This window comes from Pararhodobacter sp. (assembly GCF_034676545.1).
Taxonomy (GTDB): domain Bacteria; phylum Pseudomonadota; class Alphaproteobacteria; order Rhodobacterales; family Rhodobacteraceae; genus Pararhodobacter.
Map to the genome: position 1 here is coordinate 2920360 of NZ_JAUCBZ010000015.1, position 14355 is coordinate 2934714.

Annotated in this window: 12 protein-coding genes, 1 tRNA gene and 2 pseudogenes; 10 read left to right on the plus strand and 5 right to left on the minus strand. The window is 63.0% G+C overall.

Features of this window, described 5'->3' with window-relative positions:
* The first annotated feature begins 139 nt into the window (after positions 1-139).
* The 3 genes from VDQ28_RS17755 (at position 140) to xth (ending at position 4404) form a co-directional block, all read left to right on the plus strand.
* Positions 140-1999, plus strand: a complete 1860-nt coding sequence (locus tag VDQ28_RS17755) for a peptidylprolyl isomerase (protein ID WP_323037197.1) — start codon at positions 140-142, stop codon at positions 1997-1999.
* Positions 2000-2045: 46 nt separating this feature from the next.
* Complete coding sequence (trpE, locus tag VDQ28_RS17760; protein WP_323037198.1) at positions 2046-3566, plus strand: anthranilate synthase component I; 1521 nt, start codon at positions 2046-2048, stop codon at positions 3564-3566.
* Positions 3567-3627: 61 nt separating this feature from the next.
* Positions 3628-4404 (plus strand): exodeoxyribonuclease III, encoded by a 777-nt coding sequence (gene xth, locus VDQ28_RS17765; RefSeq protein ID WP_323037199.1) that lies wholly within the window; start codon positions 3628-3630, stop codon positions 4402-4404.
* Positions 4405-4721: 317 nt separating this feature from the next.
* Here the strand turns inward: xth and VDQ28_RS17770 are convergent, their stop codons facing one another.
* Entirely contained in the window at positions 4722-5564 is an 843-nt protein-coding gene (locus VDQ28_RS17770) for a MoxR family ATPase (protein WP_323037200.1), read from the minus strand.
* 71 nt (positions 5565-5635) lie between these two features.
* Positions 5636-6751: a DNA alkylation repair protein gene (locus tag VDQ28_RS17775; RefSeq protein WP_323037201.1), complete on the minus strand. Its 1116-nt coding sequence runs from the start codon at positions 6749-6751 to the stop codon at positions 5636-5638.
* Positions 6752-6936: 185 nt separating this feature from the next.
* Between VDQ28_RS17775 and dksA the strand changes: the two genes are divergently transcribed.
* Together dksA and VDQ28_RS17785 are read left to right on the plus strand one after the other, a co-directional pair.
* Complete coding sequence (gene dksA, locus VDQ28_RS17780) at positions 6937-7359, plus strand: RNA polymerase-binding protein DksA (RefSeq protein WP_323037202.1); 423 nt, start codon at positions 6937-6939, stop codon at positions 7357-7359.
* Between the two features lie 16 nt (positions 7360-7375).
* Positions 7376-8557 (plus strand): FAD-dependent monooxygenase, encoded by a 1182-nt coding sequence (locus VDQ28_RS17785; RefSeq protein WP_323037203.1) that lies wholly within the window; start codon positions 7376-7378, stop codon positions 8555-8557.
* A 12-nt stretch (positions 8558-8569) separates the two neighbouring features.
* Here VDQ28_RS17785 and VDQ28_RS17790 read toward each other — a convergent pair whose 3' ends face one another.
* Positions 8570-9898: an ATP-binding protein gene (locus VDQ28_RS17790; RefSeq protein WP_323037204.1), complete on the minus strand. Its 1329-nt coding sequence runs from the start codon at positions 9896-9898 to the stop codon at positions 8570-8572.
* Between the two features lie 55 nt (positions 9899-9953).
* Here VDQ28_RS17790 and VDQ28_RS17795 point away from each other — a divergent pair, with 55 nt between their 5' ends.
* The 5 genes and pseudogenes from VDQ28_RS17795 to VDQ28_RS17810 form a co-directional block, all read left to right on the plus strand.
* Entirely contained in the window at positions 9954-10859 is a 906-nt protein-coding gene (locus VDQ28_RS17795) for an MBL fold metallo-hydrolase (protein WP_323037205.1), read from the plus strand.
* Positions 10860-10972: 113 nt separating this feature from the next.
* Positions 10973-11047, plus strand: a tRNA-Asn gene (locus tag VDQ28_RS17800).
* A gap of 103 nt (positions 11048-11150) precedes the next feature.
* A pseudogene (locus tag VDQ28_RS22660) lies at positions 11151-11297 on the plus strand (DUF6538 domain-containing protein); the annotation flags it as partial.
* Between the two features lie 60 nt (positions 11298-11357).
* Positions 11358-11669 carry a hypothetical protein gene (locus VDQ28_RS17805; protein WP_323037206.1) on the plus strand — a complete coding sequence of 104 codons (312 nt, stop codon included), beginning with the start codon at positions 11358-11360 and terminating at the stop codon, positions 11667-11669.
* 30 nt (positions 11670-11699) lie between these two features.
* A pseudogene (locus VDQ28_RS17810) lies at positions 11700-11954 on the plus strand (transposase); the annotation flags it as partial.
* Between the two features lie 71 nt (positions 11955-12025).
* On the opposite strand, the gene istB reads toward VDQ28_RS17810, so the two are convergent.
* Positions 12026-12820, minus strand: coding sequence for an IS21-like element helper ATPase IstB (gene istB / locus VDQ28_RS17815; protein ID WP_323034836.1), 795 nt, complete (start codon positions 12818-12820; stop codon positions 12026-12028).
* Positions 12810-14342: an IS21 family transposase gene (gene istA, locus VDQ28_RS17820; protein WP_323034837.1), complete on the minus strand. Its 1533-nt coding sequence runs from the start codon at positions 14340-14342 to the stop codon at positions 12810-12812. Before istA ends, istB begins: the two co-directional genes overlap by 11 nt.
* Positions 14343-14355: the final 13 nt, after the last annotated feature.

The window sequence follows — 14355 nt, forward strand, 5'->3', positions numbered from 1 at the left end:
AAGGGGCTCGATGCCCCTGCGCCACGCTCCCCCCTCCACTGCGCCGATCACAGCCACGCCAGACACCCCAGCAACCCGCTTGCCCCTCGGCGCATGAGGCCATACACAGAGCCAGTCTTATCAGTCAGAGAGGGCCCCGATGGCCACGAAGAAGAGCGCGCAAAGCATCCTGATGTGGATCCTGATGGCCCTGTTGATCGCCGGGCTTGGCGGTTTCGGGATTGATGGTTTCCTCAGCCAACGGGTCACGTCGATCGGGTCCGTCGGTGGCCGCGACATCGACGCGCAGACCTATTCTCGTGCGCTGCAATCGGAAATGCGCGCCTTCGAACAACAGGTTGGCCAGTCGGTCAATTTTTCGCAGGCACGCGCCTTCGGGCTGGATGTCCGGGTGCGCCAGCAATTGGTGACGCAGGCCGCGCTGGAAAACGAAGCCGAGCGGATCGGCATCTCGGTCGGCGATGCCAATGTGCAACGCACACTCACCTCGATCGGTGCGTTTCAGGGGCCGGGTGGCGCCTTTGATCGAGAGACCTATCGTTTCCAGCTACAGAACATCGGCCAAACCCCCGCTGTGTTCGAAGAGGAAATCCGCCGCGACGCCGCACGGGGCATCTTGCAGGCCGCCACCGCCGCCGGGATCGAAACGCCCGGCAACCTGCGCGCCGCGCTGATCGATTTCTACGCGACCCGGCACAGCTTTGATCTGTTCACGATCACCGAAGACCACTTGCCGACCGCCGTCGCAGAGCCGGATAGCGCCGCCATTCAAGCCTATTACGACGCCAATATCGCCGAGTTCACCGCCCCCGAGATCCGGTCGATCACCTATGCCTGGCTGACGCCCGAGATGCTGAACGAAACCGTCGATGTCGATGAGGCCAGCATTCGTGCGCTCTACGAGTCGCGCCTGGAGGAATTTGTCCAGCCCGAACGCCGCCTTATCGAGCGTCTCGTCTATCCCGACGCCGCCGCCGCGCAAGCCGCCGTCGACCGTGTCACGGCCGGATCCGCCACCTTCGAGGATCTGGTCGCAGAGCGTGGCTTGACGCTTGAGGATGCGGATATGGGCGACGTCAGCGAATCCCAACTCGGTGATGCCGGTCCCGCCCTTTTTGCGCTGGAGGATGCCGGCACCGTGGTTGGCCCCTTGCCGACCAACCTTGGCCCCGCCGTGTTCCGGATGAACGCGATTCTGAACGCGCAGGAAACGCCGTTTTCCGAGGTTCGTGACACGCTTCGCGCCGAATTGGCGGGTGACAGCGCGCGCCGCGCAATTGCCGAGCAGCAAGAAAGCTTTGACGATCTTCTGGCCGGCGGCGCCACGCTCGAAGATCTGGCAAACGAGACCTCGATGATGCTGGGCCACATCGACTGGAACCCGGAAATCTCGGAAGGCATTGCCGCCTATACCGAATTTGCCGCCGCGGCGGCGGCCGTCACCGCCGATGACTTTCCCGAACTGGCCGGCCTGTCGGACGGCGGCCTGTTCGCCCTTCGCCTTGACGCGATCATCCCGCCGACGCCCTACCCCCTGGACGAAGTCCGCGCCGAGGTCTCGGCGGCGGCCCGCCAGGTTGCCGTGAATTCGGCCCTGATGGCCTTGGCCCAGGACTGGAGCGCCGAACTGGCAAGCTCCGGCATCGAGACGTTTTCCGAAGCACATGACCTGTCGCCCGACACCTTCGAGGGCATCACAAGGCTTGACCGCCTGTCGCAAATCCCCGCCCCGATGCTCGAGTTGATCCTGACCTCTGACGCCGGGACTCCGGTGGTCCATGTCGATCAGGGGCAAGCGATGCTGGCGCTGGTCACCGGGGCCGAACCGGCCGATCTGGAGGACGAGCAAACCCAGCGACTGGTGAATGCAATTGACGAGCAGGTCGGCTCGGCCTTGGCGCAGGACGTGTTCGAATATTTCGCCCGCGCGCTCGAGGCAGAGGCCGGCATCACCTTGAATCAGGCCGCGATCGAGGCCGTTCACACCAGCTTCCCGTAAACGTCACACCCTTGCTGGTTATCCGGTCTGAAAGGTCACCCGCCCCGTGTCACACTCTGCCCTCTTGATCCCGTCATTTGCCGAATTCGAGGCCGGATGGCAGCGCGGTGAGAACCAGCTGGTCTATGCCCGCCTTGCCGCCGACCTAGATACGCCGGTGTCGCTGTATCTGAAACTGGTCGGCACCAGGCGCGACAGTTTCATGCTGGAATCGGTGACCGGCGGCGAGGTGCGCGGGCGCTATTCGATGATCGGCACGAAGCCCGATCTGATCTGGCAGTGCACCGATGGCAAGAGCCGCATCAACCGCGCGGCGCGGTTCGATGATCTTGCGTTTGTCGCCCAGACTGGCCACCCGCTGGACGAATTGCGCGCCCTTCTGGCCGAGAGCCGGATCACGATGCCCGCCGATCTGCCTGCGGCCTCGGCCGGGCTGTTCGGCTATCTGGGCTATGACATGATCCGTCTGGTCGAGGACCTGCCGCAGACCAACCCCGACCCGCTGAACCTGCCCGATGCGGTGCTCAAGCGCCCCTCGGTGATCGCGGTTCTGGACGGGGTCAAGGGCGAAGTGACCGTGGTGTCGCCGGCCTGGGTCGCCTCGGGGCTGAACGCGCGCGCTGCCTATGCGCAAGCCGCCGAACGGGTGATGGACGCGCTGCGCGACCTCGAGCGCGACGCCGTGGGCGCGGTGCGCACGCTGGGCGATACCGCCAAAGTCGGCGAGGCCACGTCGAATTTCAGCAAGGACGCCTATCTGGCGGCGGTCGAAAAGGCCAAGGACTATATCCGCGCGGGCGACATTTTTCAGGTCGTGCCCTCGCAACGCTGGGCGCAGGATTTCCCGCTGCCGCCGTTTGCCCTGTACCGGTCCTTGCGCCGCACCAACCCCTCGCCCTTCATGGTGTATTTCGATATGGGTGACTTCCATATCGTCGGCGCCTCGCCGGAAATTCTGGTGCGCTTGCGCGATTCCGAGGTGACCATCCGCCCGATCGCCGGCACCCGCAAACGCGGGGCCACGCCCGAGGAAGACAAGGCGCTGGAGGTGGATTTGCTGGCCGACAAAAAAGAGTTGGCCGAGCATCTGATGCTGCTGGATCTGGGCCGCAACGACGTGGGCCGGGTGTCGAAAATCGGCACGGTTCACCCGACCGAGAAATTCATCATCGAGCGCTACAGCCATGTGATGCACATTGTCTCGAACGTGGTCGGGGAAATCCGCGACGACGAGGACGCGCTGTCGGCGCTGCTGGCGGGGCTGCCGGCGGGCACCGTCTCGGGCGCGCCCAAAGTGCGGGCGATGCAGATCATCGACGAGCTGGAGCCGGAAAAGCGCGGCGTCTACGGTGGCGGCCTAGGCTATTTCGCCGCCAATGGCGAGATGGATTTCTGCATCGCGCTGCGCACGGCGGTGGTCAAGAACGGCGTTCTGTATACCCAGGCCGGCGGCGGCGTGGTCTATGACAGCGACCCCGAAGCCGAATACGAGGAAACCGTCAACAAGGCCAAGGCGCTGCGCGCGGCAGCCGAGGGTGCCGGGCTATTCGTGCAGGGCAACCGCTGACACAGGCTTGCCGGGACCTGCCGCGACTGGCACCCTGTCAACCGGGCTTTGAGGGGCAGATATGAAAATCGCGACATTCAACATCAACGGCATCAAGGCCCGCGCCGAGGTTCTGGGCCGCTGGCTGGACGACTCCGCCCCCGATGTGGCGGTGTTGCAGGAAATCAAGTCGGTGGACGAGAACTTCCCGCGCGAGATCATTGAATCCCGCGGCTATCATCTCGAAACGCATGGGCAAAAAGGCTTCAACGGCGTCGCTGTGTTGTCAAAACGGCCGTTGCACGATGTGGTGCGCGGTCTGCCCGGCGATGAGGATGATGACCAGGCACGCTGGATCGAGGCCACCATTGGCGACACCGGGCTGCGGATCTGCGGCCTCTATCTGCCGAATGGAAATCCGACACCCGGCCCGAAATACGATTATAAACTGGCGTGGATGGCCCGCATGGAGACCCGCGCGCGTGCCCTGATGACCGCCGAGCAACCGCTTGTGTTTGCGGGCGATTACAATGTCATTCCACAGCCCGCCGATGCCGCGCGCCCACAAGCCTGGACCGAAGACGCGCTGTTCCTGCCACAAACCCGCGCGGCGTTTCGCCGGCTCGAGGTGCTTGGCCTCTATGACGCCTTGCGCCTGCGCCACCCGGAACCCGGGATTTATTCCTTCTGGGACTACCAGGCCGGCGCATGGCCACGCAACGACGGGATTCGCATCGATCATTTGCTGCTCTCGGCGCAAGCCGCCGACTGCTTGACCGACGCCTGGGTCGAAACCGGCCCGAGAGCCTGGGACAAACCCTCCGATCACACGCCGGTCTGGATTGATCTGGATCTCTAGACAGGGGGCTTTGCCCCCTCGGCGCGTCGCGCCTCACCCCCAGGATATTGAAGGAACAAAGAGGGCCCCTTTACGATTTGGTAACCTTGCCCTGCAATACTTTGGTCGTGGCACAGGCGGCAACGCCTTGTTCCCAGGACAAAGACGGCGATGCGCACATGGCTTGGTGCATCGCTTACCCTTCCGCCCTCCCTGGGGATGGTCTTTGTTCTTCAAATATCCTGGGGGGTGAATGCCCGGAACGGGCAGAGGGGGGGCAAAGCCCCCCTTTCCTCCGCGCGCGGTCGCAGACCGTGCGCACACTTTGGTCAACGCGATCAGCGACCCTGGCGCCGCGCCATGAAGGCCAGGCGTTCGAACAGATGCACGTCCTGTTCGTTCTTCAACAGCGCGCCGTGTAACTTGGGCAACGCGTTCACGCCGTCCCGTTTCAGGTCGTCGGGCGTCAGGTCTTCGGCCAGCAACAGCTTGAGCCAGTCCAGCATCTCGCTGGTGGACGGTTTTTTCTTCAGCCCCGGCGTCTCGCGCAATTCGAAGAATTGCGTGAGCGCGGCCGATAGGAGGCCTGACTTGATATCCGGGAAGTGCACGCGCACGATTTGCGCCAGTGTCTCGGGCTCCGGGAAGCGGATGAAGTGGAAAAAGCAGCGGCGCAGAAAGGCGTCGGGCAGTTCTTTCTCGTTGTTCGAGGTGATGATCACGATCGGGCGCACCTTGGCGCGCACCGTCTCGCCGGTCTCGTAGACAAAGAACTCCATCCGGTCGAGTTCTTGCAACAGATCGTTGGGGAATTCGATGTCGGCCTTGTCCACCTCGTCGATCAGCAGCACGACTTTCGTGTCGGCCTCGAAGGCCTGCCAGAGTTTCCCTTTGCGGATATAGTTTTTCACATCATGCACGCGTTCATCGCCCAGCTGGCTGTCGCGCAACCGGCTGACGGCATCATATTCATACAGGCCCTGATGCGCGCGGGTGGTGGATTTCACGTTCCACTCGATGATCTCGACGCCCAGGGACTCGGCCACTTGCCGCGCCAGTTCGGTTTTTCCGGTGCCGGGTTCGCCTTTGACCAGCAAGGGGCGTTCAAGCGTCACGGCAGCGTTGACCGCCATCGTCAGATCGTCAGTGGCGATATAGGTGTCGGTGGAGGAAAAGCGCATTTGGGTGTCGTCCTGTCGGTTGATCGGCGCGCACACTAGCTCCGCCGGGGCACAGCCGCAAGGCACGCGGCCTAAAGCGTCAGGGTAAACCGGGCCTGTGGTGTGTCCTGCCCGTTGATCCGCAGCGCCACGGCCTGTTCCCCGGCGTAGTGCTTGCGCGTTGTCACAGCGCGCAGGGGCAAGCGGCGGCGAAATGTAACGCGCTCCCTTGGTGCGAGGTCGATCCGGCCGCCCTTGAACACTTTGGGGCGCAGGCTGCCATCGGCCTTTCGGAACCAGACGACGATATCAATGGCCAGGGATTGCACTGTTGCGCCGGTTGATCGCAAGACGCAGGACAGCGCAAGGGTTTCGCCCAGCGCGATGGTTTCGGCACTCAGCACCAGAGGCTGCGCCTCGATTTGCGGCGGCGTCAAGCCAAGCACCGCCAGCGCCGCCGGGTCGCCCGCTTTGATCAGGCTCCGCAGCGCCTGTTTGATCAGGGTCTTGCGCGCGGCGGGGGCGTTTTTCATCCAGTCGGCGGCAAGGTCGATGATCAGGCGCGGGTGATCCTTGGCGATATCGTTGAGATGATTGGCGACCGAGCGGCGCACATAGGCCGAGGGATCGTCGCGCAGTTTGGTGATCAACCGCAGCGCGGGCTGCGGGTTTTCGATCAGCGCGGGCAGCCGTTCCCCCCACGGCAAGCGGGGGCGTGTGCCCTCGGAAATCCAGCGGCGCACATGCTCGTTGGGGTCATCGAGCCACTGGGCAAGGCGCGCCAGCGTGCGCGTTTGCGCGGCGATCAGAAACGGGCGCACGGCAAACTCCGAGGTGAAGCGCATGGTCATCTCGCGCAGCAGATCCAGCGAGCGGTCGAGGTCTTCGAGGCCCAGTTGCGCGACCACCATCGTCAGCGGCCAGACCGCCCAGCCACGCAGCCCCGACGCGTCGCTTTCACCCGATCCGGTACAGTCCGGATGCAGCATGGCGCGCAGCACTGTGGCGCGGTCGGCGGGGTCCGTGGGCAGCACCGCGATCAGGGCCGCGGCCATCGCGCGGGCGCGGTCCTTCAGTTCCAGGGGGTCGAGAGTCTCGACAAGCGGGGGCAAAAAAGCGGCCCGCGAAAACCCCGGAAGATGGGTTTGCAGCTGGTCTGCAATCTGACCGGCGACCTGCGCCGAAAGAGAATTCTTGAAAGGTTCCATTCCCTACACACTATCCGATAAACCCCGCATCAAACAGCATTTCGCGCGCCAAAAAGTGACCAAAATGCCGCGTGACAATCCGGTATTCTTGCGGTAATCCGCCCCGCAGAGGGAACACGGGTAACCAGATCCGACAACGTCGAGACGTCGCGTTTGGTCCACCGGTGCAATAAGGGGATATATCTATGAAACCCGAGAATTTTTTGCCTGACGACTACAAACCTGCCGAAAGCGAACCTTTCATGAACGCACGGCAGTTGGAGTATTTTCGCCGCAAACTTCTGGTGTGGAAAGAAGAACTGCTGGAAGGGAGCAAGGAAACCCTCGTTGATCTTGCGAACAGCTCACGCAATTTGCCCGACGTTGCGGATCGCGCCAGTGAGGAAACCGACCGGGCGCTGGAACTGCGCACCCGGGATCGGCAGCGCAAGCTGGTGTCCAAGATTGATGCGGCCCTGCGCCGGATCGAGAATGGTGAATTCGGCTATTGCGACCGCACCGGAGAGCCAATTTCGCTCAAGCGTCTGGATGCACGCCCGATTGCCACAATGACACTGGAAGCGCAGGAACGCCACGAACGCAGCGAACGCGTGCACCGCGACGACTGACGCAGGTCGCACAACGATGACCTCGCCAACCGCCTCTGCCCTTCTGGCCGGACACCGAGCGCTGGTGTTGGGCGGCGGTGTGGCCGGTCTGGCCGTGTCCTGCGCCTTGCGGCGCTTTGGCATGGCGGTTGACCTGCTCGAACAGGCGCCCGAAATCACCGAGGTCGGGGCCGGGTTGCAGATCAGCCCGAACGGCGTGCGGGTGCTGCGCGCCTTGGGTGTCGACCCCCATGCGGCCGGGGATCGCGCCGCGGCGGTCGAGTTACGCGATCGCGACGGGCGTTTGGTCACACGGCTGGATCTGCCCGCAGACCCCGGGTTCTTTCTGTGCCACCGCGCCGATCTGGTCCGCGTGCTCGAAGACGCCACGCGCAGCGCCGGAACGCATATCCAGTTGTTGCAAAAGGCGGATACCATCTCGTTGAACGCGGATCGCGCCGAGGTCACGACCTCGGTCGGAGCCTCGCATCAGGCCCCTTTGGTGATCGGTGCGGATGGGTTGCACTCGGTCTTGCGCACAGCGCTCAACGGCGCGGCGCCGCCGTTTTTCACCGGCCAAGTGGCGTGGCGCGCGGTGATCCCGGGCGACGGCGGCCCGAATGTGGCGCAAATCTTCATGGGGCCGGGGCGGCATCTGGTCAGCTACCCGCTGCGCGGCGGAACCCTGCGCAATATCGTGGCGGTCATGGAAACCCGGACCTGGCATGCCGAGGGTTGGAATCACCCGGATGATCCGGCGTCCGTGCAGGCGGCTTTTGCCGGGTTTGGCGGGCCGGTCCCGGGTTGGCTGCACGCGGTGCAGGATCTGTGGCTGTGGGGGCTGTTCCGGCACCCGGTTGCGCAGAAGTGGCACGACGGCCACGGCCGTGCGGCGCTGGTGGGTGACGCCGCGCATCCGACGCTGCCGTTCATGGCGCAGGGCGCGAATATGGCGCTGGAGGATGCCTGGACGCTGGCGCAGCAACTGGCAAGGCACGCTCAGGACCCCACCCGAGGACTGGCGCACTATGCCGAGGCGCGCATGGCGCGCACCCGTGCAATCGTCAAGGCGGCAAACAACAACGCGCGGAATTACCACCTGCGCGCGCCGTTTTCACAGGTCGCGCACGGGGTGTTGCGGTTGGGCGGGCGGCTGTCGCCGGATGCCGCCTTGCGCCGCTTTGCGTGGATCTACGACCACGACGTGACGGCAGCCTGAGGTTGGCCCGACCTAAGGCTCTGTTCTGATTGGCAGGATCAGCCGCGCCGCCAACCCGCCGAATCCGGGTGTGGTGCTTTGGTCCAGTTCCAGCTTGCCGCCGTGGCTGCGCATCGCATCGACCACGATTGCCAACCCCAGCCCCGCGCCGCTGCCCTGGCTGGCCCCGCGCGCCGGATCAAGCCGCACAAAGGGCCGGATCGCCATGTCATACTGCGTCGGATCAATGCCGGGGCCGTCGTCCTCGACGGTGACAACCACGCGCGTCGGCTGCACATCGACGCCGACCTGCACCTTGCGGCCATAGCGCATCCCATTGGCGATCAGATTGTCCAACGCGCGACCAAAAAGCTGCGGCCGCAGCTCAAGGATTGGCCCGTCGCCGGGGGTCTTGGCGCTCACCGTACGCCCTGCCCGCGCGGCTTCGGTGACGCGCCGGGTGACCAATGCGCCCAGATCGGTCGGCTCTGTGGGCTCAACCGCCTCGTTGCGCGCGAATTCCAGGAACCGGTCGATGAGCGCCTCCATCTCGGTGACATCGCCCAACAGGGCTGCGGCTTCGGCCTCGTCATCCATGAGCGACAAGGCCAGGCGCATCCGCGTCAGAGGGGTGCGCAGATCGTGGCTGACGCCGGACAACAGCAAGGTGCGCTGCTCGATATGGCGCTCGATGCGTTCGCGCATTTGCAAGAAGGCCGTCCCGGCCGCGCGCACCTCTGTGGCACCCGTGACCCTGAGCGGCACCACTTCGCCGCGCCCGAATGCCTCGGCGGCGCGCGACAACCGGCGAATCGGACGCACCTGATTCTTCAGGTAGATGAAGGAAATCACGCTCATCACCAGCCCGATCACGAACACCAGAACCAACAGTTGATGCGGGTTGCTGGCGGAAATCCGGCGGAGCAGGAAATCCATGCGCACAACGCCGTGCTGCCCGGTCAACCAAAGCGTGACCTGATTGCCGCGCAGGCGGATCGCCGCCAATTCCGGCAAACCGGACGTCAGCTCACGGATCGCCATGCGCCCGGCGATGTCGTAAAACGCGGTGGAGACGTCGACGCGCTCGGTCGGGGCCTGAACATCCGGCATCACCTCCATCGCAAAGGCACGCGCCGCCTCGGCGGCCACCCGCGCCCTGCCCGACGGGTCGTCATGCGCATCCACCCGATGCAGGATATCGCGCGCAACCAGGACGAAATTCCCGGTCATTTGCCGTGTGACGCCCTCATAATGGCGCTGGATAAAGCCGATCGACAGCACCAGAAGCATGGTCACGACCGGCAACAAGACAATCAACGCGGCCCGCCAATACAGACCACGCGGAAAAAACGGTTTGAGCAAGCGGCCTAACATGGTGATACAGTAAGCCCCTGTCCCAGGATTTGCGAGACCCGCCGTGACCGAGCCTGACTTTGCCCCTGTCGTGGGGCGCCCGCTGCTGCTTGCCGAGGATTTGCGGCTGGTTTTGGCGCCCAATCCCTCGCCGATGACCGAGCGCGGCACCAACACCTACCTGTTGGGGCACGGCGCGGTGACGGTGATCGACCCCGGGCCACCGGACCCGGCGCATCTGGCGGCGATTGTCGCGGCCTTGCGGCCCGGCGAACGGATCGCGCAAATCGTCGTGACACATTCGCACAAGGACCACTCGCCCGCCGCACGCCCGCTGGCCGAGGCAACCGGCGCACCCGTGATGGCGTTTGGCGATTCGACGGCCGGGCGATCCCCCCGGATGGCCGCGCTTGAGGGCACGCCGATCGGTGGCGGCGAAGGCATCGACGTTGGCTTTGCCTGCGACGAGCGGCTGCCCGACGGCACCGTACTCGAGGCGGGCGCGAAACCTCTGCGCGCGGTCCACACCCCCGGTCATTTGGGCAATCACCTGTGTTTTCAATGGGGTGACACGTTGTTCACGGGGGATCACATCATGGGCTGGGCCCCCAGCCTGGTGTCCCCGCCCGAGGGTGATTTGACGGATTTCATGTCCAGCCTCGCGCGCATCGAAGCTTTGGGGCCGCTGCGCTACTATCCCGGCCACGGCGCGCCGGTTGCCGACGGTCTGGCGCGACTTCATGCGCTTCGTGCGCATCGCCTGGGCCGCGAGGCGTCGATTCGCCAGGCGGTCGCAGGTGGTGCGACGACCCTGGACGCGATCACCACAGCGGTTTACACCGACGTCCCGCCTGCCCTGCTCCCCGCCGCCGCGCGCAATGTTCTGGCGCATCTGATCGACCTTCAAGGCAAAGGTCTGGTCGAGATCGACGGGGTTATCGGTCCGGATCTGCACGTTTTCCCACGCTGAACGCCGCAAATTCCCCCGTCATTTCCGCAACATCGCATTCGGTGAAAAAATCGTCAGAAACCGCCGCAAAGCTCTGGACCTCGCCGAACCCCCTTGCTATATCGCCCCTGTGTTCCGACGTAGCTCAGCGGTAGAGCAGTTGACTGTTAATCAATTGGTCGTAGGTTCGATCCCTACCGTCGGAGCCAATTTTCAAAAGAATCAATGAAATACCGCGCTACGGCGCTGCTTCACTGAATCTTCAGTGTGCGACACATCCTGCGACACAAAAGTCGCGAAAGGGTCGCACACATGGTCGTACACCCATCCTATAGCATTCGCAGAGACACGACTCTGGTTTTCCGGCGTAGGGTTCCGCCCGTCGTAAATTTTTTCGCGAAATCATTATTTTCATTTTCGCTTCGAACACACCTCATCTCCGAGGCGCGGCGACGGGCCGCGATAGCAGGTCGCTTCACCGACGATCTCATCGGATTGATAGAGATGTACGGAGCGGACATGCTCGACGATAGACATCTGGATGGCATGGTCGACGACCTGATGCGCTTCGAGGTGGCTACCTCGGAGGCACTACGGGAGAACTGTGGCCCGCTCGGCCCGGAAACAGTGACGGCTGCCATCCGGCTGCATGAAGCCACCAGAGAAACTATGCGGGCAGCCCTTGTCTACAATGACTTCCAGTCTGTCACAGAACCGCTCACGAAAACGCTCGACCGTCTCGGGCTACCCGTTGCTCCCGGAAGTGAAGACTGGCTGCGAGCAGCCCGGCGAGCTGCATGGACCTGTCGCGGTTTGGTGCCGCTCCTTTGATAGCATGATGTGCAGCAAAGGAGACGAGCTATGGGCACAGGAAGAACGGATGAATTTCGCAAAGACGCGGTGCGAATTGCACTGACCAGCGGGCTGACACGGCGTCAGGTTGCCGACGATCTTGGTGTTGGGCTTTCGACCCTGGACAAATGGGTGACGGCGCATCGGGATACGGATGTGGTATCGCCCGAGGATCGCGAGCTTGCGCGGGAGAACAAACGGCTTCGTCGTGAGAACCGCATCCTCAAGGAGGAGAAGGATATATCAAAAAAAAGCCACCCAGTGTAGATTTCCACGCGGAAGTGAGCCGGGTTTTCCATCGAGAAGTGAGCCACCTCTAGGTTATGTTTCGGGTTTCAGGCTTTGGTCAATACGTGATTGTCCTCCCTCTTTTTCTGCGCCGCGGTGGCTGCACTGGTTTTGAAGCGGAAGCTGTCGTTGCCGGTCTCGAGGATGTGGCAACGATGGGTCAGGCGGTCGAGGAGTGCGGTCGTCATCTTGGGATCGCCGAAGACGGTGGCCCATTCGCTGAAGCTCAGGTTTGTGGTGATGACGACGCTGGTGCGTTCGTAAAGTTTGCTGAGCAGATGGAAGAGCAGCGCACCGCCTGATGCACTGAACGGCAGGTAGCCGAGCTCGTCGAGGATCACGAGATCCAGGCGGACGAGGCTTTCGGCAAGCTGTCCGGCTTTGCCTTTGGCCTTCTCCTGTTCGAGCGTATTGACGAGCTCGATGGTCGAGAAGAAGCGAACCTTGCGGCGGTGATGCTCGACAGCCTGCACGCCAAGGGCTGTCGCGACATGCGTTTTGCCAGTCCCAGGGCCCCCGATCAGCACAACGTTCTGGGCACCGTCCATGAACTCGCCCCGATGAAGTTGGCGCACCGTGGCCTCATTGATCTCACTGGCCGCGAAGTCGAAGGCGGTCAGATCCTTGTAAGCCGGGAAGCGAGCGGCCTTCATGTGATAGGCAATGGACCGGACCTCCCGCTCGGCCACTTCGGCCTTCAGCAATTGAGCGAGCATCGGCACCGCAGCATCAAAGGCTGGTGCGCCTTGTTCCATGAGGTCGGTGACGGCTTGGGCCATGCCATGCATCTTCAAACTGCGCAGCATGATGATGATGGCACCGCTGGCGGGATCATGACGCATGGCGGCCTCCGGCGGTCCGGGCCCGCAGGCCGTCATAGCGTTCGACATTCGCCTTTGGCTCACTGCGCAAAGCCAGTGCCTGTGGTGTTTCGATGTCCGGCCCACCAATCGTCTTTCCGTCAATAAGACGGTGCAGAAGGTTCAGAACGTGAGTTTTGGTTGCCACGCCCTCAGCCAAGGCCATTTCCACGGCGACGAGCACGGCCTGTTCGTCGTGATGCAGAACCAGCGCCAAGATATCAACCATCTCTCTGTCACCGCCAGGCTTGCGCAACATAAGGTCTTGCAGCCGCTTGAAGGCCGGAGGGAATTCCACGAAGGGCGCGCCGTTCCTGAGCGCACCCGGCTTACGCTGAAGGACGGCCAGATAATGGCGCCAATCGTAAATCGTGCGTGGCGGGAGTTGGTGGCTGCGCTCAATCACCCGCACATGCTCGCACAGGATCTGACCCTCGGCAGCGACCACCAAACGCTCTGGATAAACCCGCAAGCTCACAGGCCGGTTCGCAAACGACGCTGGAACACTGTAGCGGTTGCGCTCGAAGCTGATTAGGCAGGTCGGGGACACCCGTTTGCTATGCTCGACAAAGCCATCGAAGGCGGGCGGCAATGGCATCAGCACGGGGTGTTCTGCGGCCCAGACGTCAGCAACATTCCCCGGCAGTGCTGCATGAGGAATCTCATTCCACAACGCCACACAGCGCTGTTCCAGCCAATCATTCAGGGCCGCGAGATCGGGGAAGTCCGGCATGGGTTGCCACAGACGGTGCCTGGCATCCTGCACATTCTTCTCGATCTGCCCCTTCTCCCAGCCGGCGGCAGGATTGCAGAACGCTGGCTCGAACACGTAATGGTTGGCCATTGCGAGGAAGCGCATGTTGACCTGCCGCTCCTTCCCACGACCGACGCGGTCAACAGCGGTGCGCATATTGTCGTAAATTCCACGCCCTGGAACGCCGCCGAAGACCCGGAACCCGTGGCAGTGAGCGTCGAACAGCATCTCGTGCGTTTGCAGCAGATACGCCCGAACCAGAAAGGCCCGGCTATACGACAGCTTGATATGGGCGACTTGTAGCTTGACGCGCTCGCCGCCCAAAACGGCAAAATCCTCGCTCCAGTCAAACTGGAATGCCTCGCCCGGACGAAACGACAGCGGCACGAAGATGCCGCGCCCTGTTGCCTGCTGCTCTCGCTGCCGATCTGCCCGCCAGTCACGCGCAAAAGCCGCGACCCGACCGTAAGACCCATCAAAGCCAAGCACCACCAGATCGGCATGCAGCTGCTTCAGCGTTCGCCGCTGCTTGCGCGACTTGGCCGCCTCCGTCTTCAGCCAACCGGCAAGCTTCTCGGCGAACGGATCGAGCTTGCTTTGCCGCTCCGGTGTCGCGAACTGCGGCTCGATCGTGCCCGCATTCAGATATTTTGTAATCGTATTGCGCGACAATCCAGTGCGACGCGCAATCTCACGGATCGATAGCTTCTCCCGCAAAGACATCCGTCGAATAATGTTCAAAAGTCCCATGTGTATCACTCCG